The 19,460-nt window shown below is 72.1% G+C and carries 19 protein-coding genes; 10 read left to right on the top strand and 9 right to left on the bottom strand.

Annotated elements, in window-relative coordinates:
* Positions 1-57: 57 nt before the first annotated feature.
* Both ACFVXK_RS14895 and hemL read right to left on the bottom strand, forming a co-directional pair.
* The gene (locus ACFVXK_RS14895; RefSeq protein ID WP_389611922.1) at positions 58-732 is read right to left on the bottom strand and encodes a histidine phosphatase family protein; all 675 of its coding nucleotides are present in this window, start codon (positions 730-732) and stop codon (positions 58-60) included.
* Positions 729-2,051, bottom strand: coding sequence for a glutamate-1-semialdehyde 2,1-aminomutase (gene hemL / locus ACFVXK_RS14890; RefSeq protein ID WP_389611921.1), 1,323 nt, complete (start codon positions 2,049-2,051; stop codon positions 729-731). Before hemL ends, ACFVXK_RS14895 begins: the two co-directional genes overlap by 4 nt.
* 646 nt (positions 2,052-2,697) lie before the next feature.
* On the opposite strand from hemL, the gene ACFVXK_RS14885 reads away from it, so the two are divergent.
* Positions 2,698-3,135, top strand: a complete 438-nt coding sequence (locus tag ACFVXK_RS14885) for a hypothetical protein (protein ID WP_045949392.1) — start codon at positions 2,698-2,700, stop codon at positions 3,133-3,135.
* Positions 3,136-3,369: 234 nt separating this feature from the next.
* Here ACFVXK_RS14885 and ACFVXK_RS14880 read toward each other — a convergent pair whose 3' ends face one another.
* Complete coding sequence (locus ACFVXK_RS14880; RefSeq protein ID WP_389611950.1) at positions 3,370-4,269, bottom strand: NADP-dependent oxidoreductase; 900 nt, start codon at positions 4,267-4,269, stop codon at positions 3,370-3,372.
* Between the two features lie 125 nt (positions 4,270-4,394).
* Here ACFVXK_RS14880 and ACFVXK_RS14875 point away from each other — a divergent pair, with 125 nt between their 5' ends.
* Positions 4,395-4,802: a winged helix-turn-helix transcriptional regulator gene (locus tag ACFVXK_RS14875; protein WP_389611920.1), complete on the top strand. Its 408-nt coding sequence runs from the start codon at positions 4,395-4,397 to the stop codon at positions 4,800-4,802.
* Between the two features lie 41 nt (positions 4,803-4,843).
* Positions 4,844-5,578, top strand: a complete 735-nt coding sequence (locus ACFVXK_RS14870) for a Mut7-C RNAse domain-containing protein (RefSeq protein WP_389611919.1) — start codon at positions 4,844-4,846, stop codon at positions 5,576-5,578.
* Positions 5,579-5,582: 4 nt separating this feature from the next.
* Here the strand turns inward: ACFVXK_RS14870 and ACFVXK_RS14865 are convergent, their stop codons facing one another.
* Positions 5,583-6,032: a hypothetical protein gene (locus tag ACFVXK_RS14865; RefSeq protein WP_389611918.1), complete on the bottom strand. Its 450-nt coding sequence runs from the start codon at positions 6,030-6,032 to the stop codon at positions 5,583-5,585.
* Between the two features lie 248 nt (positions 6,033-6,280).
* On the opposite strand from ACFVXK_RS14865, the gene ACFVXK_RS14860 reads away from it, so the two are divergent.
* Positions 6,281-7,051 (top strand): SDR family NAD(P)-dependent oxidoreductase, encoded by a 771-nt coding sequence (locus tag ACFVXK_RS14860; protein WP_389611917.1) that lies wholly within the window; start codon positions 6,281-6,283, stop codon positions 7,049-7,051.
* Here the strand turns inward: ACFVXK_RS14860 and ACFVXK_RS14855 are convergent.
* A complete protein-coding gene (locus ACFVXK_RS14855) occupies positions 7,048-7,719 on the bottom strand; it encodes a polysaccharide deacetylase family protein (RefSeq protein ID WP_389611916.1) in 672 nt (223 codons plus the stop codon). The two genes, ACFVXK_RS14860 and ACFVXK_RS14855, sit on opposite strands and share 4 nt — an antisense overlap.
* Positions 7,720-7,865: 146 nt before the next feature.
* Between ACFVXK_RS14855 and ACFVXK_RS14850 the strand changes: the two genes are divergently transcribed.
* Positions 7,866-8,423 (top strand): Uma2 family endonuclease, encoded by a 558-nt coding sequence (locus tag ACFVXK_RS14850; protein ID WP_389611915.1) that lies wholly within the window; start codon positions 7,866-7,868, stop codon positions 8,421-8,423.
* A gap of 60 nt (positions 8,424-8,483) precedes the next feature.
* Here the strand turns inward: ACFVXK_RS14850 and ACFVXK_RS14845 are convergent, their stop codons facing one another.
* Positions 8,484-9,677: an RtcB family protein gene (locus tag ACFVXK_RS14845; protein WP_389611914.1), complete on the bottom strand. Its 1,194-nt coding sequence runs from the start codon at positions 9,675-9,677 to the stop codon at positions 8,484-8,486.
* Positions 9,678-9,867: 190 nt separating this feature from the next.
* On the opposite strand from ACFVXK_RS14845, the gene ACFVXK_RS14840 reads away from it, so the two are divergent.
* The 3 genes from ACFVXK_RS14840 (at position 9,868) to ACFVXK_RS14830 (ending at position 13,291) form a co-directional block, all read left to right on the top strand.
* Positions 9,868-10,734 (top strand): DUF3558 domain-containing protein, encoded by an 867-nt coding sequence (locus ACFVXK_RS14840; protein ID WP_389611913.1) that lies wholly within the window; start codon positions 9,868-9,870, stop codon positions 10,732-10,734.
* Positions 10,735-10,853: 119 nt separating this feature from the next.
* Positions 10,854-11,666, top strand: coding sequence for a DUF3558 family protein (locus tag ACFVXK_RS14835; RefSeq protein WP_389611912.1), 813 nt, complete (start codon positions 10,854-10,856; stop codon positions 11,664-11,666).
* A gap of 77 nt (positions 11,667-11,743) precedes the next feature.
* On the top strand, positions 11,744-13,291 hold the full coding sequence (locus ACFVXK_RS14830; RefSeq protein WP_389611911.1) for a DUF2637 domain-containing protein: 1,548 nt from the start codon (positions 11,744-11,746) through the stop codon (positions 13,289-13,291).
* 70 nt (positions 13,292-13,361) lie between these two features.
* On the opposite strand, the gene lysS is transcribed toward ACFVXK_RS14830, so the two are convergent.
* On the bottom strand, positions 13,362-15,101 hold the full coding sequence (lysS, locus tag ACFVXK_RS14825; RefSeq protein WP_389611910.1) for a lysine--tRNA ligase: 1,740 nt from the start codon (positions 15,099-15,101) through the stop codon (positions 13,362-13,364).
* 190 nt (positions 15,102-15,291) lie between these two features.
* On the opposite strand from lysS, the gene argS reads away from it, so the two are divergent.
* Positions 15,292-17,055, top strand: a complete 1,764-nt coding sequence (argS, locus tag ACFVXK_RS14820; RefSeq protein ID WP_389611949.1) for an arginine--tRNA ligase — start codon at positions 15,292-15,294, stop codon at positions 17,053-17,055.
* Positions 17,056-17,112: 57 nt separating this feature from the next.
* On the opposite strand, the gene ACFVXK_RS14815 is transcribed toward argS, so the two are convergent.
* Both ACFVXK_RS14815 and ACFVXK_RS14810 read right to left on the bottom strand, forming a co-directional pair.
* Positions 17,113-17,511 (bottom strand): type II toxin-antitoxin system VapC family toxin, encoded by a 399-nt coding sequence (locus ACFVXK_RS14815; protein WP_389611908.1) that lies wholly within the window; start codon positions 17,509-17,511, stop codon positions 17,113-17,115.
* Positions 17,508-17,738, bottom strand: a complete 231-nt coding sequence (locus ACFVXK_RS14810) for an antitoxin (protein WP_385528273.1) — start codon at positions 17,736-17,738, stop codon at positions 17,508-17,510. The genes ACFVXK_RS14815 and ACFVXK_RS14810 overlap by 4 nt, the downstream gene beginning before the upstream one ends.
* A 172-nt stretch (positions 17,739-17,910) precedes the next feature.
* On the opposite strand from ACFVXK_RS14810, the gene ACFVXK_RS14805 reads away from it, so the two are divergent.
* Entirely contained in the window at positions 17,911-19,458 is a 1,548-nt protein-coding gene (locus tag ACFVXK_RS14805; protein WP_389611907.1) for an alkaline phosphatase, read from the top strand.
* The last annotated feature ends 2 nt before the right edge of the window (positions 19,459-19,460 follow it).

The raw sequence follows: 19,460 nt of genomic DNA, 5'->3' as shown, positions 1-19,460 counted from the left end.
AAAAGTTTCGCATGAGCGATTTGCCGATCTTCGGCACCCCCCGCCGCCGACCGCGACCTAGGCCCCGAACGCCTTCGACTTCCCCTTCACCGGCTTCGCACCGGCCAGCAGGTGCGCCGGGACCAGGTCCCGCGCCGGCTCGCTGTAGCCCACCGACACCAGCTTGTCGTCCTGGTACGTGAACGAGGTCAGCGACGCGAGCGTGCACTGCCGGCGCCGCGGGTCGTGCCACAGCCGGCGCTTCTCCGCGAAGCTCCGCACGATCCAGATCGGCAGCTGGTGGCTGACCGCCACCGCCTCGTGCCCGCGCGCCGCGTCCCGCGCCGCCTCGATCGCGCTCATCATCCGCACGACCTGCTCCACGTACGGCTCGCCCCACGACGGCTTGAACGGGTTCGTCAGGTGCTTCCAGTTGCCCGGCTTGCGCAGCGCCCCGTCACCGACGCCGAAGGTCTTGCCCTCGAAGACGTTGCCCGCCTCGATCAGCCGGCCGTCGGTGGCCAGCTCCAGGCCGTGCGCCTTGGCGATCGGCGCGGCCGTCTCCTGCGCCCGCTCCAGCGGCGAGGCCACCACGTGGGTGACGTCCCGGTCCTGGAGGTGCTCGGCGACCCGGTCGGCCATCTGCCGGCCCAGCTCGGAGAGGTGGTAGCCGGCCCGGCGCCCGTACAGGACCCCGTCGGGGTTGTGGACCTCGCCGTGCCGCACTACGTGGACGACGGTGATGTCGCTCATGCGGTCGCCTCCGCGGCGGCTCGGGCGGCGGCGGGCAGCGCCGCCGCGACGCGCTCGATCGCGCGCGCGTCGTGGGCGGTGGACACGAACCAGGACTCGAACGCCGACGGCGGCAGGTAGACGCCCTGCGACAGCATCGAGTGGAAGAACGCGTTGAAGCGGAAGCCCTCCTGCTTCTTCGCGTCGTCGTAGTCGCGGACCTCGTCCGGGGTGAAGAAGACGGAGAACATGTTGGAGGCCGTCTGCAGCCGGTGCGCCACGCCCTCCTTGGCCAGCGCGCCCGTCACCAGGCCCTGGATCTCCTTCGACACCGCGTCGACCTTCGCGTACGCCGCGTCGTCCAGCAGCCGCAGCTGCGCCAGACCGGCGGCGGTGGCGACCGGGTTACCGGAGAGCGTGCCCGCCTGGTAGACCGGACCGGCCGGGGCCAGGTGGCCCATGACGTCGGCGCGGCCGCCGAAGGCCGCCGCCGGGAAGCCGCCGCCCATGACCTTGCCGAAGGTCATCAGGTCGGGCTTGACGCCGTCGACCCCGTACCAGCCGGCCCGCGAGGTGCGGAAACCGGTCATCACCTCGTCGGAGATGTACAGCGCGCCGTTCTCGCGGCAGAGGTCGGCGAGACCCTGGTTGAAGCCGTCCAGCGGGGTGACCACGCCCATGTTGCCCGGGGCGGCCTCGGTGATCACGCAGGCGATCTCACCGGGGTGCGCGGCGAACGCCGCCCGCACCGCGTCGAGGTCGTTGTAGGGGAGCACGATCGTGTCGCCGGCCTGCGCGCCCGTCACGCCGGGGGTGTCGGGCAGGGCGAAGGTCGCCAGGCCGGAACCGGCGGCGGCCAGCAGCGCGTCGACGTGACCGTGGTAGCAGCCGGCGAACTTGACGACCTTGGCGCGACCGGTGAAGCCGCGGGCCAGCCGGATCGCCGACATGGTCGCCTCGGTGCCGGAGGACACCAGGCGCACCTGCTCGACGGGCTCGATCCGGGCGACGATCTCCTCGGCGAGGGCGACCTCGCCCTCGCCGGGCGTGCCGAAGGACGTGCCGCGGGCGACGGCGGCCTGGACGGCCTCGATCACCTCGGGGTGGGAGTGGCCGAGGATCATCGGCCCCCACGAGCAGACCAGGTCGACGTACTCGCGCCCGTCGGCATCGGTCAGGTAGGGACCGGTACCGGACACCATGAACCGGGGCGTACCGCCCACGGCACGGAAGGCGCGGACGGGAGAGTTCACGCCGCCGGGGGTCACGAGGGACGCGCGCTCGAAGAGCGTCTGCGAAACTGGGGCTTCATACGGGTACGGGTAGCTCACACCAGCCATGGTCTCAGAGGCCGCGACAGACTTGCGGAGGGGCGTTTCACCGCGCCGCCTCGGGGGAGGTCACTGCCATGATGATCAGGCTGCGTGGCGGGGGCCGCGAAGCCGGTGCAGGCAATACCAGTCGGGTGGAGATATGCAACGCGGTGGTGGACCGGGCGAGGGTACGGACGGCCTGGACCCGCAGCGCGCCCGCGAGGCCCGCCGCCGAGGCAAGCACCGACGCGCCGCGGAAGCCGCGGAGGCCTCCGGCCCCGGCCGCACCCCGGAGGACCCGGACCACCACCACGACACCCCGCCCGACCGGGACGCCGCAGAGCGCCGGGGCGGCGCGGAGCGGCCGGGTGCACCGGAGCGCACGGGCGGCACGGAGCGACCGGGCGGCACGGCCCCGCGGGACGGCGCCCACCGTGCCGGCGGGTCGGAGCGGCGGGACGTGACGGGGCGTGCGGGTGGCGCGGATCCGGACGGCACCGAGCGGCCGGGCGGGCCGGACCGGCGCGACGGCGGCCCTCACCGCCGGGACGGGGCGGAGCGCCCGGAGGGCCGGTCGCGCAAGGACGGCCGGGGCCGCCCCGAGCGCACCGCCGGCGCCGCGGGCTCCCCCGACGCCGAGGACCCGGACGGCACCCCCAAGGGCGGCCGCGGCATGGGCGTGACCTACAAGTACTTCGGCGCCCCCGACGGCGCGACCGCCGCACGGGTGCCGGTGACGATGCGGCCCGAGGAGCTCGGCGGCGACGAGCTCGGCATGGGCGGCATGTTCACCAAGATCAAGCCGGAGACGATGGCCGCGATGGTCCTCACCGGCATCGAGGGCATACCGCTGCACAAGGTGCCGCCGCTGGAGCTGGTCGTCCTGCACCCGGACTACGCGGTCGTCAAGCTGCCGATGACGGTGGTCGACCCGCTGCGCGACGTGGGCGAGGAGTCGGTCGGCGCGGCCGCCTTCATCTGGTCGACGGTCCCCGACCGGGGCGGTCCGCGCGACGCCTTCAACGTCTACCAGCTGCTCCACGAATGGCAGGACTTCTCCCACCGCCTCCACGAGAACGGCCACCAGGCGTACTGCCTCGTCTGGCCGTGACGGCCGACGGCGCCGGGGCCGGCCCCGGACCCCGATACCGGGCGCGGAGCGGGCGACCGGCCGCGGCTGAACGCCGGGCCGAGCCGAAAACCAGCCCCACCGGCGATTGAGGCGCGGGGGGCCTGGGGGCGGAGCCCCCACAGAGAACGGGTGAAGGGCGGGGCGGGGAGACGGCTCCGCGCAGCGGCCCCCCGCCCCGCCCGCCCCGGCCCCGCCCCGCCCGGCCCGGCCCGGTCAGGCGACCGTGAGGACCACGCGCCCCCGCGTGCCCGGCTCGGCGAGGGCCGCGTGCGCGGCCGCCGCCTCCGCGAGGTCGAACGTGCGGGCCACGCGGAGGGTCAGGGCGCCCTCGTCGACCAGGGCGACCAGCCGCGCCAGCTCCGCACCGTCGGCCGCGACCTCCTGCTCCACCACCCGCACCCCCCGCTCCGCGCCCGGCGCCGCCCCCGGGATCAGTCCCACGTACGCACCCCCGTCCCGCACGAACCCCAGCGCGGCCGCCCCCAGCACCGCCGCGTCCAGCACCCCGTCGACCTGCGCGGCGGGAGCCGACCCGCGCGGGACGAACTCCTTCGCGCCCAGGGACCGTACGAGCGCCTCGTCCCCCTCCCCCGCGAGGGCCGTCACCACCAGCCCGGCCCGCGCCGCCAGCTGGACGGCGATGCCGCCCACCGACCCGGCCGCGCCGGTGATCAGCACCGAGTCCCCCTCGGCCAGCCCCAGCAGGGCCAGCGCACGCGCGGCCGTCAGCCCGCTCAGCGGCAGCGCCGCCGCCGCGGCCGGGTCGACCGACCCGGGCGCCGCCGCCACCGCCGAGGCGTCCAGCACCGCGTACTCGGCGTGCGTACCGAGCGGCTTGACCGTGCCGTAGTGCAGCCCGACCACCCGGCGGCCGGGAGTCCACCCGTCCACCCCCGCCCCGACCTCGTCGATCTCCCCCGCCACGTCCCAGCCGAGCCCGATCCGCTGCCCGGCCCCGCCGAAGACGCCCGCGCGCACCGCCCCGTCCACCGGATTCACCCCGGCGGCACGGACCCGTACCCGGACCTGCCCGGCCGCCGGGCGCGGCAGCTCCACCTCGGCCACCCGCACCTGCTCCGGCCCGCCGAAGGCGTCCACCACCACGGCCCGCATGGTCTCGATCCCCGTCATCGTCTCTCCCCGTTCGCTCGTTCCGATGACCACTAACTTAGGGAGAGGTACTCTCTTTCCGTAAGTACGCACTCGAAGGTGCGTACCCGACCCGGAAGTGGGGCCCCATGGCCACCCAGACCGCCGCCGCCCGCCGCGAGGACGCCCGCGCCGCCTACGACGCCTTCGTCAAGGAGTGCCCCACCTCCCAGCTCCTGGCCCGCATCAGCGACAAATGGGTCGGGCTCGTCCTCAGCGCCCTCGGCGGCGCCGAGAACGGCTCCATGCGCTACAGCGAGATCGGCCGCAAGATCCCCGGCGTCAGCCAGAAGATGCTCACCCAGACCCTCCGCTCCCTCGAACGCGACGGCATCGTCACCCGCTCCGTCACCGCCTCCGTCCCCGTCCGCGTCGACTACCGCCTGACCGAACTCGGCGGCAGCCTCGGCTGCCTCCTCTCCTCCGTCAAGCTCTGGGCCGAGAACCACTTCGACGAGGTCAGCGCCCACCGCCAGGCCTACGACGAAGGTCGTTAATTCGGCCGCGCCACCCCCACCCCCGATGGCATGCTGGGACCGTGAACGGCCCCGGCATCGAACTCACCCTCGCCCCCGAACTGCGCCTCTTCGCGCCGCCCAGCCGGCGCGTGGACCGCGTACCGACCGCCACCGACGGCGCCTCCAGCCTCGGACACGTCGTCGAATCCGCCGGAGTCCCGCTCACCGAGGTGGGCCGCCTCCTCGTCGACGGCCGCCAGGTGCCCGTCTCGTACGTGCCCCGGGCCGGCCAGTCCGTCGAGGTGTTCGGCGTCGACCGCCCCCAGCAGGTCCCCGGCGCCCCGCTGCGCTTCCTCCTCGACGTCCACCTCGGCACCCTCGCGCGCCGCCTGCGCCTCCTCGGCGTCGACGCCGCCTACGACAACGAGGACCCCGGCGACCCCGCCCTCGCCACCCGGTCCGCCGCCGAGAGCCGCGTCCTGCTCTCCCGCGACCGCGGACTGCTGCGGCGCCGCGAGATCTTCGCCGGCGCCTACGTCTACAGCGACAACCCCGACGAGCAACTCCGCGACGTCCTGGGCCGGTTCGCCCCCGCCCTCGCCCCCTGGACCCGCTGCACCGCCTGCAACGGGCCCCTCCACGCGGCCGACAAGGACAGCGTGGGCGACCGGTTGGAGCACGGCACGCAGCGCTCGTACGACGTCTTCGCCCAGTGCACCGACTGCGAACGCGTCTACTGGCGCGGCGCCCACCACTCCCGCCTGGAGCGGATCGTCGACGAGGCCCTCGCCGAATTCGGCGCCGCCGGCGGCTGACGCCTCAGAACGCGTAGGCGTCCCCGGTGTCCAGCGCCAGCACCACGTGCTCGTCGTTGCCGTGGTTGCGGTCCGCCGCCCCGCCGTTCCACCAGGTGTCGATCCGCACCGCCACCTCGGCCGGCCGCTCCCGCAACCCCAGCACCAACCCGATGTGCCGCCCCCGCCCGTGCTCGGGCAGCGGCCCCGTCTCGCACACCACCTCGCGCTCCCCCGCCCGCGCACACCCCGCGGCCAGCTCCTGCGCGTCCGCCAGGTCCGCCGACAGCCGCAACCGCACCGTCGCGTTCGCCAGCCCCGACGGCCCCTCGTTCCGCGGCACCAGCCACACCCGCAGCTGCCCCCGCTGCAAGGACACCCGCCCGTGGTACGCCACGTCCGCCTCCGGCCCGGCCCCCGCCCCACCCGCCGCACCCGCCGGCCCGGCCCCGGCCAGCACCATCAAGCCCGCCACCACCACACTCCGCACGGCACCACGGCGCACCGCCACCACCTCCTCGCGCGGACGGTAACCACCCCGGCGAACCGCTGATCGGACCATCACACGAACGAGGGCGAGCCCACCCCCATTCGCCACCGCTCCCGCACGCGCCCCGTCAGCCCCCCGGCCTATGCTGACGAACGTCCGCACGCAACCCACACGGACGAACGCACACGCACACGCACACCCCGCCACGAGCGACCGAACGAGGAGCCCCGCCCATGAGCACGCCGCGCACGGCCACCCGAACCGCCGTAGTCACCGGCGCGAGCAGCGGAATCGGCGCGGCCACCGCCCGTCAGCTCGCCGCCGCCGGCTACCACGTCGTCCTCACGGCCCGCCGCAAGGACCGCATCGAGGCCCTCGCCGCCGAGCTCACCGCCGCCGGGCACGAGGCCACCGCCCACGCCCTCGACGTCACCGACCGCCCCGCCGTCGACGCCTTCGCCGCCTCCCTCGCGCGCTGCGACGTGCTCGTCAACAACGCCGGTGGCGCCATCGGCGCCGAGCCCGTCGCCACCGGCGACCCGGCCGACTGGCGCACGATGTACGAGGTCAACGTCATCGGCACCCTCAACCTCACCCAGGCGCTGCTCCCCGCGCTGGTCGCCTCCGGCGACGGCACGGTCGTCGTCCTCTCCTCCACCGCCGGCCACGCCACCTACGAGGGTGGCGCGGGCTACGTCGCCGCCAAGAACGGCGCCCGCGTCCTCGCCGAGACCCTCCGCCTGGAGATCGTCGGCCAGCCGGTCCGGGTGATCGAGATCGCCCCCGGCATGGTCAAGACCGAGGAGTTCGCCACCACCCGCTTCCGCGGCGACGCGGAGAAGGCGGAGAAGGTGTACGCGGGCGTCGCGCACCCCCTCTCCGCCGACGACGTGGCCGACACCATCACCTGGGCGGTGACCCGCCCCAGCCACGTCAACATCGACCTCCTCGTGGTCCGCCCCCGCGCCCAGGCCTCGAACACGAAGGTCCACCGCGAGCTCTAGACCAGCCCGGCACTCCTCAGGTACGGCATCAGGGGCGCGGGCTTCAGCCCCGCGGCCCTGGCCGCACCCAGCGCCCGGTCCAGGTCCGCCGCGAGCGTCGGCGTGAAGTGCAGCAGCACGACGTCCCCGCCCTTGAGCTGCGGGGTCGGGGGCGTCTGGCTCCAGGTGGTGAAGTCGTACGTCCAGGTGACCAGCGCCTTCACCCCGCACGCCTTGGCCGCCAGCCGCACCTCGTCGTTCACGGCCCCGAACGGCGGCCGCAAGAGCTTCGGCACCTTCCCGAACGTCCCCTCCAGCCGCTCCCCGGCCCCGCACACCTCGGCGTCCTTCCCGGCGGCGTCGAGGGTGGTCAGATCGGGATGGTTGACGGTGTGGTTCTCCACCGCGACCCGCCCCGTGTCGACCAGGTCGGTGAAGTAGCCGGTGTCGTAGTCGGTGGCCCCCGGCAACAGGAACAGCGACGCGGGCACCCTCTTCTCGACGAGCGTCCGGGCCGCCTCGGCGTCATGCGTCCACCCGTCGTCGATGGTGATGAACACGACCTTCTCGGACGTCGGCACATGCGCCACGACGGGCGGCAACCCCACGGCGGCCTGAGCCGACCCCCCGACCCCGACCCCCAGCGACAACGCCGCGAAAGCGGCGACGAACACACGAGTTCTCCCCATGCCGCCCACCTTGGTCTAGACCAACTCCGACCGTCAACCCCCGTGCGACAAGCGGAAGTTACGCCTCACCCGTGCCAGGCGGGCCCGTACGGGTGAAAACCGCCGGGAACTCCACCGCCGACTCGCCACCTCGCCACTCTGAGGCCGTGAACATCGCAGCCGCCGCCGACCGTCTCACCAGAGACCTCCCCTGCCACCGCGTGGAGATCCTCCAGGGGCGGCTCACCGCGACACCGCACGACGATGGAACCCACGCGCTCATCCTGACCAGACTGACCGAGGCATTCCACGCCGCCGGAGCGCGCGCGGCGGGCCTCAGCCACCTCCAGGGCCTCGGCCTGTGGCTGCCCTCCGGGCCCGAGGACTACGCCGTTCCCGACTTCTCCGTCGTCGAACAGACCTTCATGGAATCCGAGCCGCGCGAGCACTGCTACGCACCCGCCGCCTTCCGCATGGTCCTGGAGGTCACCGGAGACCACTGGTCCGACGACCTGGACATCAAGGCCGCCTGCTACGCCCAGGCCGGCATCCCCGTCTACCTAGTGGCCGACCGCCACCACGGCGAGGCGGTCCTCCACACCGAGCCGCGGGGCGGCACATACCGCTCCCGCGAGCCCTACAAGCGCGACGGGTCCGTCCCCCTCCCCGAATCCGTCGGCGTGACGCTCGACCTCCCGGTGGACCTCCTCCTCGACGGCGAATGAGGAGCGGACGGCGCGCGCGAAGGGGCCCGGACCGCAGCCGGTCCGGACCCCCGCGCCCCGTCAGCCCTTGACGCAGATGACCTGCTTCAGCTTCGCCACGACCTTCACCAGGTCGGTCTGCTGGTCGATGACCTGCTCGATCGACTTGTAGGCCCCGGGGATCTCGTCCACGACCCCCGAGTCCTTCCGGCACTCCACGCCCCGCGTCTGCTCCGCCAGGTCCCGCGCGGAGAACCGCTTCTTCGCAGCCGTGCGGCTCATCTTGCGGCCCGCACCGTGCGAGGCGGAGTTGAAGGACATCTCGTTCCCGAGACCCTTCACGATGTACGAGCCGGTGCCCATCGAGCCGGGGATGATCCCGTACTCCCCGCTGCCGGCGCGGATCGCGCCCTTGCGGGTGACCAGCAGGTCCATGCCGTCGTACCGCTCCTCCGCCACGTAGTTGTGGTGGCAGCTGATCTCCTGCTCGAAGGAGACCTTCGCCTTGCGGAACTCCCGCCGGACGACCTCCTTGAACAGGCTCATCATCGCCGCCCGGTTGTACTTGGCGTACTCCTGCGCCCAGAAGAGGTCGTTGCGGTACGCCTCCATCTCCGGGGTGGCGGCGAGGAAGACGGCCAGGTCCCGGTCGACCAGGTTCTGGTTGTGCGCCAGGCCCCGGGCCACGCCGATGTGGTGCGCCGCGAGCTCGTTGCCGATGCCGCGCGAGCCGGAGTGCAGCATCAGCCAGACCGAACCCGACTCATCGAGACAGAACTCGATGAAATGATTTCCGGATCCGAGCGTTCCGATCTGCTTCACCGCACGGTCCTGACGGAATTTGAGCGCGTCGGCGATGTAGTCGAAGCGCTTCCAGAGGTCCGCGTACCCGGTCTCCGAGAACCCGTACAGCCTCCCCGGATCCACCGCCTCCCGGTGCATCCCCGCCCCCACGGGAATCGCCTGCTCGATCCGCGACCGGAGCTTCGACAGGTCGCCCGGCAGGTCGTTCGCCGTGAGGGAGGTCTTGACCGCCGACATGCCGCAGCCGATGTCCACGCCCACCGCCGCCGGGCACACCGCGTCCTTCATCGCGATCACCGAGCCGACCGTCGCGCCCTTGCCGTAATGGACGTCCGGCATGACGGCCAGGCCCTTGATCCACGGGAGTCCGGCGGTGTTCTGCAGCTGCCGCATGGCGCTGTCCTCGACCGACGCCGGGTCCGTCCACATCCTGATCGGGACGTTCGCCCCAGGCACCTCTACATACGACATAACAGAACAATCCCCCGGAAATCAGCAGAAAGGTAGGAGTACGCGAAAAGCCGCGCTCATACCCCCAAACCAGACAGGGAACCGGCGCCGGCACCAACGTGTGCGATAGACATTGTGTCCATCCGTGTCCGAGTCGCGGCAACGGATTTTCCCGAGGACGCCAAGGAAGTCAGGGGAGCGAGTGAAGCCGATGGGTGACGTGGAGCGCACGCGGACACGGGTACGCCGTCGATTCCTGCCGGGCATCGCGATGCTCACCGCGCTCGCGGCCGGCGCGACCGCCTGCACCGGCGGCAGCGGGATCGGGATCACCAGCGACCAGAAGAACGGCGGCGGCAGCGCCGCCCCCGCGCAGCCCGGCAAGTACCGCAGCCTCCCCCAGCCCTGCAAGGCCGTCGACGGCAAGCGGCTGCGGGCCCTGCTCCCGGCCTCCGACTCCCTCACCACCGAGCAGCGCGAGCAGCTCTACGCCGGGACGGCCGAGCCCTCGTACGACGCCGACCGGCACGTCGGCTGCCGCTGGAACACCCAGACGCCCGAGGCGGCCCTGCTGCTGTCGGTCACCTTCGAGCGGGTGGTCTCGTACGACCGCGCCGCCGCGAGCGACGACGACAAGGCGCGCCAGGTCTACCTGCGCCGGCTGACGGACGCGCACCTGCCCTCCCCCGGCCCGTCCACCACGTCCACCACGTCCACCAGCCCCAGCCCCGGATCCGGTCCGAGCACCGGCGCCGGGCCGGCCACCGGGGGCCCGCAGGCGCCGGCCGCCACCGGCGCCGCCACCCCCTCCCCTTCCCCCACCGGCTCCCCCGAGCTCGGTTCGCGGGTGCTGGAGGGGCTCGGGAGCGAGGGGTTCCTGGAGGACAAGCTGGGGGCGGCCGGGGCCACCGCCGCGCAGGCCCGCACCGTGCGGATCGTGTTCCGGACCTCGAACGTGATCGTCACCGTCGAGTACAGCGTCCAGCCCTCCGCTCCGGGCAAGGTCCCGCCGGCCGCGGAAACGCAGGACAAGACCCGTCAGTTGGCCGAGGCCCTGGCGGAGCGCTTCAGCGAGTGAGTGCCGGCGTGACGGCGCGCACAGCAGGCCCGCTCCGGATCGGGCTACCGTTGCGGGAGTCCCACACCCCTGAAGCACGACCCCGAAGCACCGAGATGTCCCCAACGTCTGAAGGAACCATGCACCGATCAGCCTCGCGCCTCACCCGCGTTCTCGCCTGCGCAGCCGTCCCGGTGATCCTCACCGTCGCCGGCTGCTCCTCCGACTCGGGGAAGTCCTCCTCGGGCTCGGATTCCGGCAAGAAGTCCTCCTCGTCCTCCTCGTCCAAGCCGGGTACGAAGGGCTCGACCTCGCTGGAGAAGGTGGCGTTCGAGAAGCTGCCGGACCCCTGCAAGGCGGTCCCCGCCAAGACGGTCGAGTCCCTCGTCCACGACGCGAAGGACAAGAACGGCACGGCCGCCAAGTCGAACGACCTCGCCAACCGCGCCAGCTGCTCCTGGAACGGTCTGGAGACGGACGGCACGAAGGGCTCGCAGTACCGCTGGCTGTCCGTGTCCCTGGTGCGCTACGACTCGCACGCCTCCCTGGGCAGCGGGAACAAGCGCGCGGAGGAGCAGTACAACAAGCAGATCGAGCTCGCGAAGACCACCAAGGACGCGCACGACGTCAAGGTCGAGAAGGCCGACGGGGTCGGTGACCAGAGCACGTCCGTGGTCTACGGGGTCAAGAAGGACGTCGACTTCTTCAACACCACCATCGTGGCCCGCACCCAGAACGTCGTGGTGACCCTCGACTTCAACGGTGCCGCCTACGAGGGCGCGGGCGCGCCGGACCAGGGCAAGATGCTGCAGGACGCGATCGCCGCGGCCAAGGAGGTCGTGACCTCGGTGGCCAACGGCGGCGGCGACCAGGCGCCTTCCGGCGGCGAGTCCCCGTCGGCTTCCGCTTCGGCTTCCGCCTCCCCGTCGGGGTCGGCCTCGCCGAAGCAGTAGGGGTCTGCGGCGCGGGTGACGCAGGGTCACCCGTACGCTGTGCCTGCCTGTAGCTTCGCAAGGGGAGGGGATCGCGAGTGGCCGCGATGCAGCTGACTCGTACGCACCGGATTCTGGTCGGTGTCGTGGTCGCCGGAGCGCTCGTCATCGCGGGGATCGGTTTCGCGGGTTCGTACGCCGCGGTCCGTGCGCTGGCGTTGAAGAAAGGCTTCGGCAGCTTCTCTCTGGTGTTCCCGATCGGTATCGACGCGGGCATCTGCGTGCTGCTCGCGCTGGACCTGCTGCTGACGTGGATCCGGATCCCGTTCCCGCTGCTGCGGCAGACGGCCTGGCTGCTGACCGCGGCGACGATCGCGTTCAACGGTGCCGCGGCCTGGCCGGATCCGCTGGGCGTGGGCATGCACGCGGTGATCCCGGTGCTGTTCGTGGTGACGGTGGAGGCGGCGCGGCACGCCGTGGGCCGGATCGCGGACATCACCGCGGACCGGCACATGGAGGGGGTGCGGATCACCCGCTGGCTGCTGTCTCCCGTGCCGACGTTCAAGCTGTGGCGGCGGATGAAGCTGTGGGAGCTGCGTTCGTACGAGCAGGCGGTCGGGATGGAGCAGGACCGGCTGATCTACCAGGCGCGGCTCCAGGCCCGGTTCGGGCGGGCGTGGCGGCGGAAGGCGCCGGTGGAGGCGCTGATGCCGCTGCGGCTGGCGCGGATCGGTGTGCCGCTGGCGCAGACGGCGCCGGAGGGGCTGGCGGCGGCGGGTATCGACCCGGTGCTGCTGCCTCCGGCGGCGGTCGCGCAGGCTCCGGCCGTCACGGCGGCTCCGGCGGCGGTGACCGGTCCGCAGGCCGTGGCTCCGGCGGCGGTGGCCGGTCCGGCCGTGGCTCCCGCGGTCGCCGGGCCGCAGGCCGTGGCGGTCGCCGGGCCGGCGGCGGTGGCGGCGGCCGGTCCGCAGGCGGGTGCCGCGCCGGCGCTGCCGGTGGCGCCGGGGGCCGGTCAGGGCGTCGCCGCGGCGGTGCCGGCTCCGGCCGGGGCCGTGGCTCCGCAGGCCGCCGCCGGGGTCGCGGGGCCGCAGGGGCCCGAGGGTCTCGTGGAGCCCGAGGGGGCCGAGGGCGCCGAGGGGGCCGTCGTTCCCGAGCAGTGGGAGGGGCTGGACCGGGCCGCGGCGCGGCTGGGGCAGGCGAAGCTCGCCCACGCGCCGCAGCCGTTCGCGGTGGCTCCGGAGGCCATGCCGGCCGCGCACGACAGCGCCTGGTTCGCCGGGCCGAAGGCTCCGCAGGCGATGTACGAGGGCGGCTACAACCCGCAGTACGTCGAGGGTCTGGAGCCGACCCCGGTGATGCCCCCGGCGGGCCCGGAGGAGCAGCCTTCCCCGGAGGCCCCCACCGGGGTGGCCGAGTCCGACGAGGCGCACGACGTCCTCGACCAGGAGAAGTTCGAGGAGGCGGCGTACGAGGCCTACCACGCGCACGTGGAGGCGAACGGCGGCCACCCGACCGCCCAGCAGCTGGACCAGGCGCTCTCCGCGAACTACGGGTTCTCGCACCCGGACAGCGTCTCGGTGATCGACGCCATGCTGCCGGCGCTGAAGCAGCGCTACCAGCGCGACCTGGAGAACAAGTTCATCTGACCCTCGCACGCGGAAGGGCCCGCACCCCCGGTGATCCGGGAGTGCGGGCCCTTGCCGTTCGACCGGTGCCTCAGCCGGCGAGCAGCGCCCGCACCCGGTCCGCGCCGACCGCGAGCAGCAGCGTGGGCAGGCGGGGGCCGGTCTCGCGGGTGACGAGCAGGCGGTAGAGCAGGGCGAAGAACTCGCGCTGGGCGACCTTCAGCTCCGGCGTCGGCTTGGCGTCGGGCTCCAGGCCCGCCATGACCTTCGGGACGCCGTAGACGAGGGTGGTGAGCCCGTCGAGCGACCAGTGGGTGTCGAGGCCCTCCAGCAGCATGGCCAGGGAGCGGCGGCCGTCCTCGTCGAGGGAGGCGAGCAGCTCGGCGTCGGGCTCCTCGCGGACGAGGGTGCGCTGGTCGGCCGGGACCTGGGTGGTGATCCAGTTCTCGGCGCGGTCCAGGCGCGGGCGGACGTCCTCAAGGGAGGTCAGCGGCTGCGACGGGTCCAGGTCGGAGAGGATCCGGAGCGTCTGCTCGTCGTGCCCGGCGGTGATGTCGACGACCGACGCGAGGGTGCGGTACGGCATCGGGCGCGGGGTGCGCGGCAGCTCGTGGGAGGCGACGCGGACGGCGCGGGCGTGCGCGGCGGCGTCGGCCGGCAGCACGGAGCCGTCGGCGACCTTGCCCTCCAGCTTGTCCCACTCGTCGTACAGCCGCTGGATCTCCTGGTCGAAGGCGATCTTGAAGGACTGGTTGGGACGGCGGCGGGCGTAGAGCCAGCGCAGCAGCTGCGGCTCCATGATCTTCAGCGCGTCGGCCGGGGTGGGGACGCCACCCTTCGAGGACGACATCTTGGCCATGCCGCTGATGCCGACGAAGGCGTACATCGGGCCGATGGGCTGCTCGCCGCCGAAGAGGCCGACGATCTGGCCGCCGACCTGGAAGGAGGAGCCCGGGGAGGAGTGGTCGACGCCCGAGGGCTCGAAGACGACGCCCTCGTAGGCCCAGCGCATGGGCCAGTCGACCTTCCAGACCAGCTTGCCGCGGTTGAACTCCGACAGCTTGACGGTCTCGGTGAACTGGTCCTCGGTGCAGACGTAGGTCAGCTCGGTGGTCTCGTCGTCGTAGGCCGTGACCTTGGTGAAGTCCTTGTCGCACTGGCCGCAGTAGGGCTTGTACGGGAAGTACTCGGCGCCCTCGGCGCTGCCGTCGTCCTCGTTCGCGGCGCCGGAGCCCTCGGCGGCCTCGATCTCGGCCTCGTCGAGGGGCTTCTGCTGGGGCTTCTTGCCGCCCGGCTTCTGCTTGGTGCGGTACTGGTCGAGGACGGCGTCGATGTCGGCGCGGTGCTTCATCGCGAACAGGACCTGGTCGCGGTAGGCGCCGGAGGTGTACTGCTCGGTCTGGCTGATGGGGTCGTACTCGACGCCCAGCTCGGCCAGGGAGGCGACCATGGCGGCCTTGAAGTGCTCGGCCCAGTTCGGGTACGAGGAGCCCTCGGGGGCGGGCACGGAGGTCAGCGGGCGGCCGATGTGCCGGGCGTGCGACTCCTCGGTGACGCCGGGGATGCCCTTGGGGACCTTGCGGTAGCGGTCGTAGTCGTCCCAGGAGATGAGGTGGCGGACCTCGTGGCCCCGGCGGCGGATCTCGTCCGCGACCAGGTGCGGGGTCATGACCTCGCGCAGGTTGCCCAGGTGGATCGGGCCCGAGGGGGACAGGCCGGACGCGACGACGATCGTTTTGCCCGGGGCTCGGCGCTCCGCCTCGGCGATGACCTCGTCCGCGAAACGGGAGACCCAGTCGGTCTCTGTGTTGCTCTGCGCGCTCTGAGCCACGACACGTCCTTCTATCTCGAATGCTGGCTTCGGCCATTCTCCCAGACGGACGGGGCCGCTCCGGGGTTGCTTCCGTCTGGTGATACGGCGCCGATATGCCGAGGACCCGCCGCCCTCCCCGTGGGATACTCGGCACTTGTCGAAAGCGCCCAAGACCCACTCGGGCACCACCTCACAGGAACGGCAGCTCATGGCCTCGGTCCCTTCCCTCGCTTCCTCCGTCGAACAGCGCGTCTCGGACGCCCTCGCCTCCGCCCTGCCGGAGGCCGGTGCGACCGACCCGCTGCTGCGACGAAGCGACCGGGCCGACTTCCAGGCCAACGGCATCCTGGCGCTCGCGAAGAAGGCCAAGGCCAACCCGCGGGAGCTGGCGACGACCGTGGTCGAGGCCATCCCGACGGGTGACCTGATCAAGGAGATCGAGGTCTCGGGCCCCGGCTTCCTCAACATCACCGTCTCGGACGAGGCGATCGTCAAGACCCTCGCCGCCCGCGCCGCCGACGACCGCCTCGGCGTGCCGCTGTCCCCGACCGCCGGCACCACGGTGATCGACTACGCGCAGCCGAACGTGGCCAAGGAGATGCACGTCGGCCACCTGCGGTCGGCCGTGATCGGCGCGGCGATGGTGGAGATCCTGGAGTTCACGGGCGAGAAGGTGGTCCGCCGCCACCACATCGGCGACTGGGGCACCCAGTTCGGCATGCTGATCCAGTACCTGCTGGAGCACCCGCACGAGCTGGACCACAAGGACGGGGAGGGCGAGGCGTCCGGCGAGGAGGCCATGTCCAACCTGAACCGCCTGTACAAGGCCTCGCGCGCGCTGTTCGACTCCGACGAGGAGTTCAAGACGCGGGCGCGGGCGCGGGTGGTGGACCTCCAGGCGGGCGACGAGGAGACCCTCGCCCTGTGGCAGCGGTTCGTGGACGAGTCGAAGATCTACTTCTACTCGGTCTTCAACAAGCTGGACATGGACATCCAGGACCCGGACGTGGTCGGCGAGTCCGGCTACAACGACATGCTGGTGGAGACCTGCAAGCTGCTGGAGGAGTCGGGCGTGGCCGTCCGTTCCAACGGCGCGCTGTGCGTGTTCTTCGACGAGTACAAGGGCCCGGACGGCAACCCGACGCCGCTGATCGTCCAGAAGTCGGACGGCGGCTTCGGCTACGCCGCGACCGACCTGTCGGCGATCCGCGACCGCGTGGGCAACCTGAAGGCGGACACCCTCATCTACGTGGTCGACGCCCGCCAGTCGCTGCACTTCAAGATGGTCTTCGAGACGGCCCGCCGCGCCGGCTGGCTGAACGAGGACGTCAAGGCCGTGCAGCTGGCGTTCGGCACGGTCCTGGGCAAGGACGGCAAGCCGTTCAAGACCCGTGAGGGCGAGACGGTCCGGCTGGTGGACCTGCTGGACGAGGCGGTGGAGCGGGCCGCCTCCGTGGTCCGGGAGAAGGCCCAGGACCTCACGGAGGAGGAGATCGCCGAGCGTGGTGCCCAGGTGGGCATCGGCGCGGTGAAGTACGCCGACCTGTCGACGTCCGCGTCCCGCGACTACAAGTTCGACCTGGACCAGATGGTCTCGCTGACCGGTGACACGTCCGTGTACCTCCAGTACGCGTACGCCCGTATCCAGTCCATCCTGCGCAAGGCGGGCGAGGCCCGTCCGGCCGCCCACCCGGAGCTGGAGCTCACGGCCTCGGAGCGGGCGCTGGGCCTGCACCTGGACGGCTTCGGCGAGCTGGTGGCGGAGGCCGCGTCCGAGTACGCCCCGCACAAGCTGGCCGCGTACCTGTACCAGCTGGCCTCGCTCTACACGACGTTCTACGCGGAGTGCCCGGTCCTCAAGGCCGACACCCCGGAGCAGGTCGAGAACCGCCTCTTCCTGTGCGACCTGACCGCCCGCACCCTGAACAAGGGCATGTCCCTCCTGGGCATCCGCACCCCCGAAAAGCTCTGACGCCTCCGGCGGACAGACCGGCGAGTGGCCCCCTCCCTTCCGGGAGGGGGCCACTCGCTATGCCGCCCCGAACACCTCGATCTTGCACCGGGGGCTGCCCGACCGTGCGATCCTCGCGTCACAGGTGACCAGAGGGACCTGGAGTCCCTCCGCGAGGGCGACGTACGTGGCGTCGTAGGCGGAGAGGTTGGCGTACAGCTCGCGCACCCGTGGCAGGACGGGCAGGTGCTCCATCCGCCGGACGGGCAGAGCCGCGAAGTCGTCCCAGGCGGCGTCCAGCTGGCCGTCGGTGAGCTTGCCTCCCCGGTGGCGCCCGAGCAGGGCGTGGGCGACCTCCACGTCGAGCAGGTGCGGCGCCGCCAGCCGTTCGCCCAGCACCCGCTCCCTGAGTGCTTCACCGACCGGTCCCGCGTCGGCCACCAGCATGACGACCGCGCTCGCGTCGATCACGATCATTCGCGCCGCCGCCCCGCGTCCAGGTCCGCGAGCACCTCGTCCGCGCTCAGCCGCGCCGACACACGCGCCCGGATCCGGCTGACCACGTCCTCCATCGAGGGCGTGGCGGCTTCCTCCTCCAGCAGGGTGCGGGCGTACGCCTGGAGGGACTGACGGCTTCGGGCGGCTCGTATCTTCAGCTCGGCGAGCGCCTCGTCGGACAGATCACGCACGTAGAGAGTGGCCATGCGACAAGAGTAGTCGCATTGCAAGCAATCTGCTGGCAACGAGCTGGTGATGACGGTGTCCTGTCATGCCCTCCCTGTTCGGCCGGGCAATACCAAGCGGTAGCCGCCCGTTCACACAGCCCTCTTACGTTCGGCGCGACCGTGCCGAACACCCGAGGGGAATCTCCCGCACATGCGCCGCAGACCGTTGAAGACGCTCACCGTCCTGGCCATAGCCAGCGCCGTGGCCGCCGGCACCGCCGTCACCGCGAACTCCGCGCCCCAGCAGAGCGACTCGCACCAGGACATCCGGAACGTCATCTACCTCCTCGGTGACGGCATGGGCCGCACCCACGTGACGGCCGCGCGCGACCGGTTCGTGGGCGCCGGCGGCAAGCTCACCATGGAGACCCTCCCCACCACGGGCGCGGTCGCCACCTACGCCGTCGAGAAGGGCAGCAACCGGCCGGCCCTGGTCACCGACTCGGCCAGCTCCGCCACCGCCTGGGGCTCCGGCGTGAAGACCTACAACGCGGCCATCGGCGTGGACGCGTACGAGAAGAAGGTCGGCACCCTGATGGAGCAGGCCCACGCGGCCGGCTTCGCCACGGGCAACGTCTCCACCGCCGAGGTCACCGACGCCACCCCGGCCGCCCAGTACAGCCACGCGCTGCTGCGCGGCTGCCAGGGCCCCACCTACTCGGACGCCGCCTGCCTCCCCAAGAAGGACGACGGCACCTACGAGGCCGCCCCGGCCGACAAGACGCTGATCACCCCGATCGCCGAGCAGATCGCCCGCAACGGCACCGCCGACGTCATCCTCGGCGGCGGCCTGGCCCGCTTCGAGCCGGACGACCAGAAGGCCCTCCAGGCGCAGGGCTACCAGGTCCTCGGCAACTTCGGCGACCCGAAGCTCCCCGCGCAGACGGCCGCGAGCCAGAAGGTCGCCACCAAGGCCGACCTGGACAAGGCCAACGGCAAGAAGGTCATCGGCCTGTTCAACCGCGGCAACCTGACCGTGGAACACAACAAGGCGGCCCTGCCGGCCGACGCCCCGCAGAAGCAGGAGCCGACGCTCGCGGACATGACCCGCAAGTCGATCCAGCTGCTCACCGACCGCAGCAAGGGCGGCTCGTACGACCGGGGCAAGTCGAAGAAGGGCTTCTACCTCCAGGTCGAGGGCGCCCAGATCGACAAGCGCTCGCACGCGAACGACGCCGCGCAGACCCTCGACGAGGTCAAGGCCTTCGACGACGCGGTCAAGGCCGCCTACGAGTTCGCGAAGAAGGACGGCCACACCCTCGTGGTCGTCACGGCGGACCACGAGTGCGCCGGCTTCAACATCATCGAGAAGGGCACCTACACCAACGCCGAGGCCGTCGCCCCGCCGTCGAACACGGACTCCGGCAACCCCGCCAACAACAGCGTCCCGTCGCGTTCCTCCTCGGGCGCCAAGGACCCGGTCCGCTCCAGCGGCATCGTGAACGGCGCGGGCTCCGGTGACACGAAGAACTTCGGCCCGGCCACCTTCCGTACGCCGGAGGACCCGGCGGGCGTGAAGGACGGCAGCCCCGAGGCCAGCCTGTGGCTGACCTACCTGTCCGGCAACCACACCGGCGCCGACGTGCCGATCTTCGCCTACGGCCCGGGCAGCAACGTCTTCGCCACGAGCCAGATCAACACCGAGCTGTACGGCAAGCTGTACCGCTCGCTGTTCGGCCGCTCTCCGCAGCAGCACTGATC

Origin of the sequence: Streptomyces sp. NPDC058157 (assembly GCF_042884105.1) — a bacterium.
Classification (GTDB): Bacteria; Actinomycetota; Actinomycetes; order Streptomycetales; family Streptomycetaceae; genus Streptomyces.
The sequence above is the reverse complement of the archived record's forward strand: the minus strand, read 5'-3'. Positions and strand labels throughout refer to the sequence as shown.

Excerpts from the sequence above, each read along its gene's own strand:
- ACFVXK_RS14885 (WP_045949392.1), top strand. The coding sequence starts at position 2,698 with ATGGGCGTGACCTACAAGTACTTCGGCGCCCCCGACGGCGCGACCGCC.
- ACFVXK_RS14810 (WP_385528273.1), bottom strand. The coding sequence starts at position 17,738 with ATGGCCACTCTCTACGTGCGTGATCTGTCCGACGAGGCGCTCGCCGAG.
- ACFVXK_RS14845 (WP_389611914.1), bottom strand. The coding sequence starts at position 9,677 with ATGTCGTATGTAGAGGTGCCTGGGGCGAACGTCCCGATCAGGATGTGG.
- ACFVXK_RS14805 (WP_389611907.1), top strand. The coding sequence starts at position 17,911 with ATGCGCCGCAGACCGTTGAAGACGCTCACCGTCCTGGCCATAGCCAGC.
- argS (WP_389611949.1), top strand. The coding sequence starts at position 15,292 with ATGGCCTCGGTCCCTTCCCTCGCTTCCTCCGTCGAACAGCGCGTCTCG.
- ACFVXK_RS14895 (WP_389611922.1), bottom strand. The coding sequence starts at position 732 with ATGAGCGACATCACCGTCGTCCACGTAGTGCGGCACGGCGAGGTCCAC.
- ACFVXK_RS14815 (WP_389611908.1), bottom strand. The coding sequence starts at position 17,511 with ATGATCGTGATCGACGCGAGCGCGGTCGTCATGCTGGTGGCCGACGCG.
- ACFVXK_RS14840 (WP_389611913.1), top strand. The coding sequence starts at position 9,868 with ATGGGTGACGTGGAGCGCACGCGGACACGGGTACGCCGTCGATTCCTG.
- ACFVXK_RS14835 (WP_389611912.1), top strand. The coding sequence starts at position 10,854 with ATGCACCGATCAGCCTCGCGCCTCACCCGCGTTCTCGCCTGCGCAGCC.
- ACFVXK_RS14880 (WP_389611950.1), bottom strand. The coding sequence starts at position 4,269 with ATGCGGGCCGTGGTGGTGGACGCCTTCGGCGGGCCGGAGCAGGTGCGG.
- hemL (WP_389611921.1), bottom strand. The coding sequence starts at position 2,051 with ATGGCTGGTGTGAGCTACCCGTACCCGTATGAAGCCCCAGTTTCGCAG.
- ACFVXK_RS14860 (WP_389611917.1), top strand. The coding sequence starts at position 6,281 with ATGAGCACGCCGCGCACGGCCACCCGAACCGCCGTAGTCACCGGCGCG.
- ACFVXK_RS14875 (WP_389611920.1), top strand. The coding sequence starts at position 4,395 with ATGGCCACCCAGACCGCCGCCGCCCGCCGCGAGGACGCCCGCGCCGCC.
- ACFVXK_RS14855 (WP_389611916.1), bottom strand. The coding sequence starts at position 7,719 with ATGGGGAGAACTCGTGTGTTCGTCGCCGCTTTCGCGGCGTTGTCGCTG.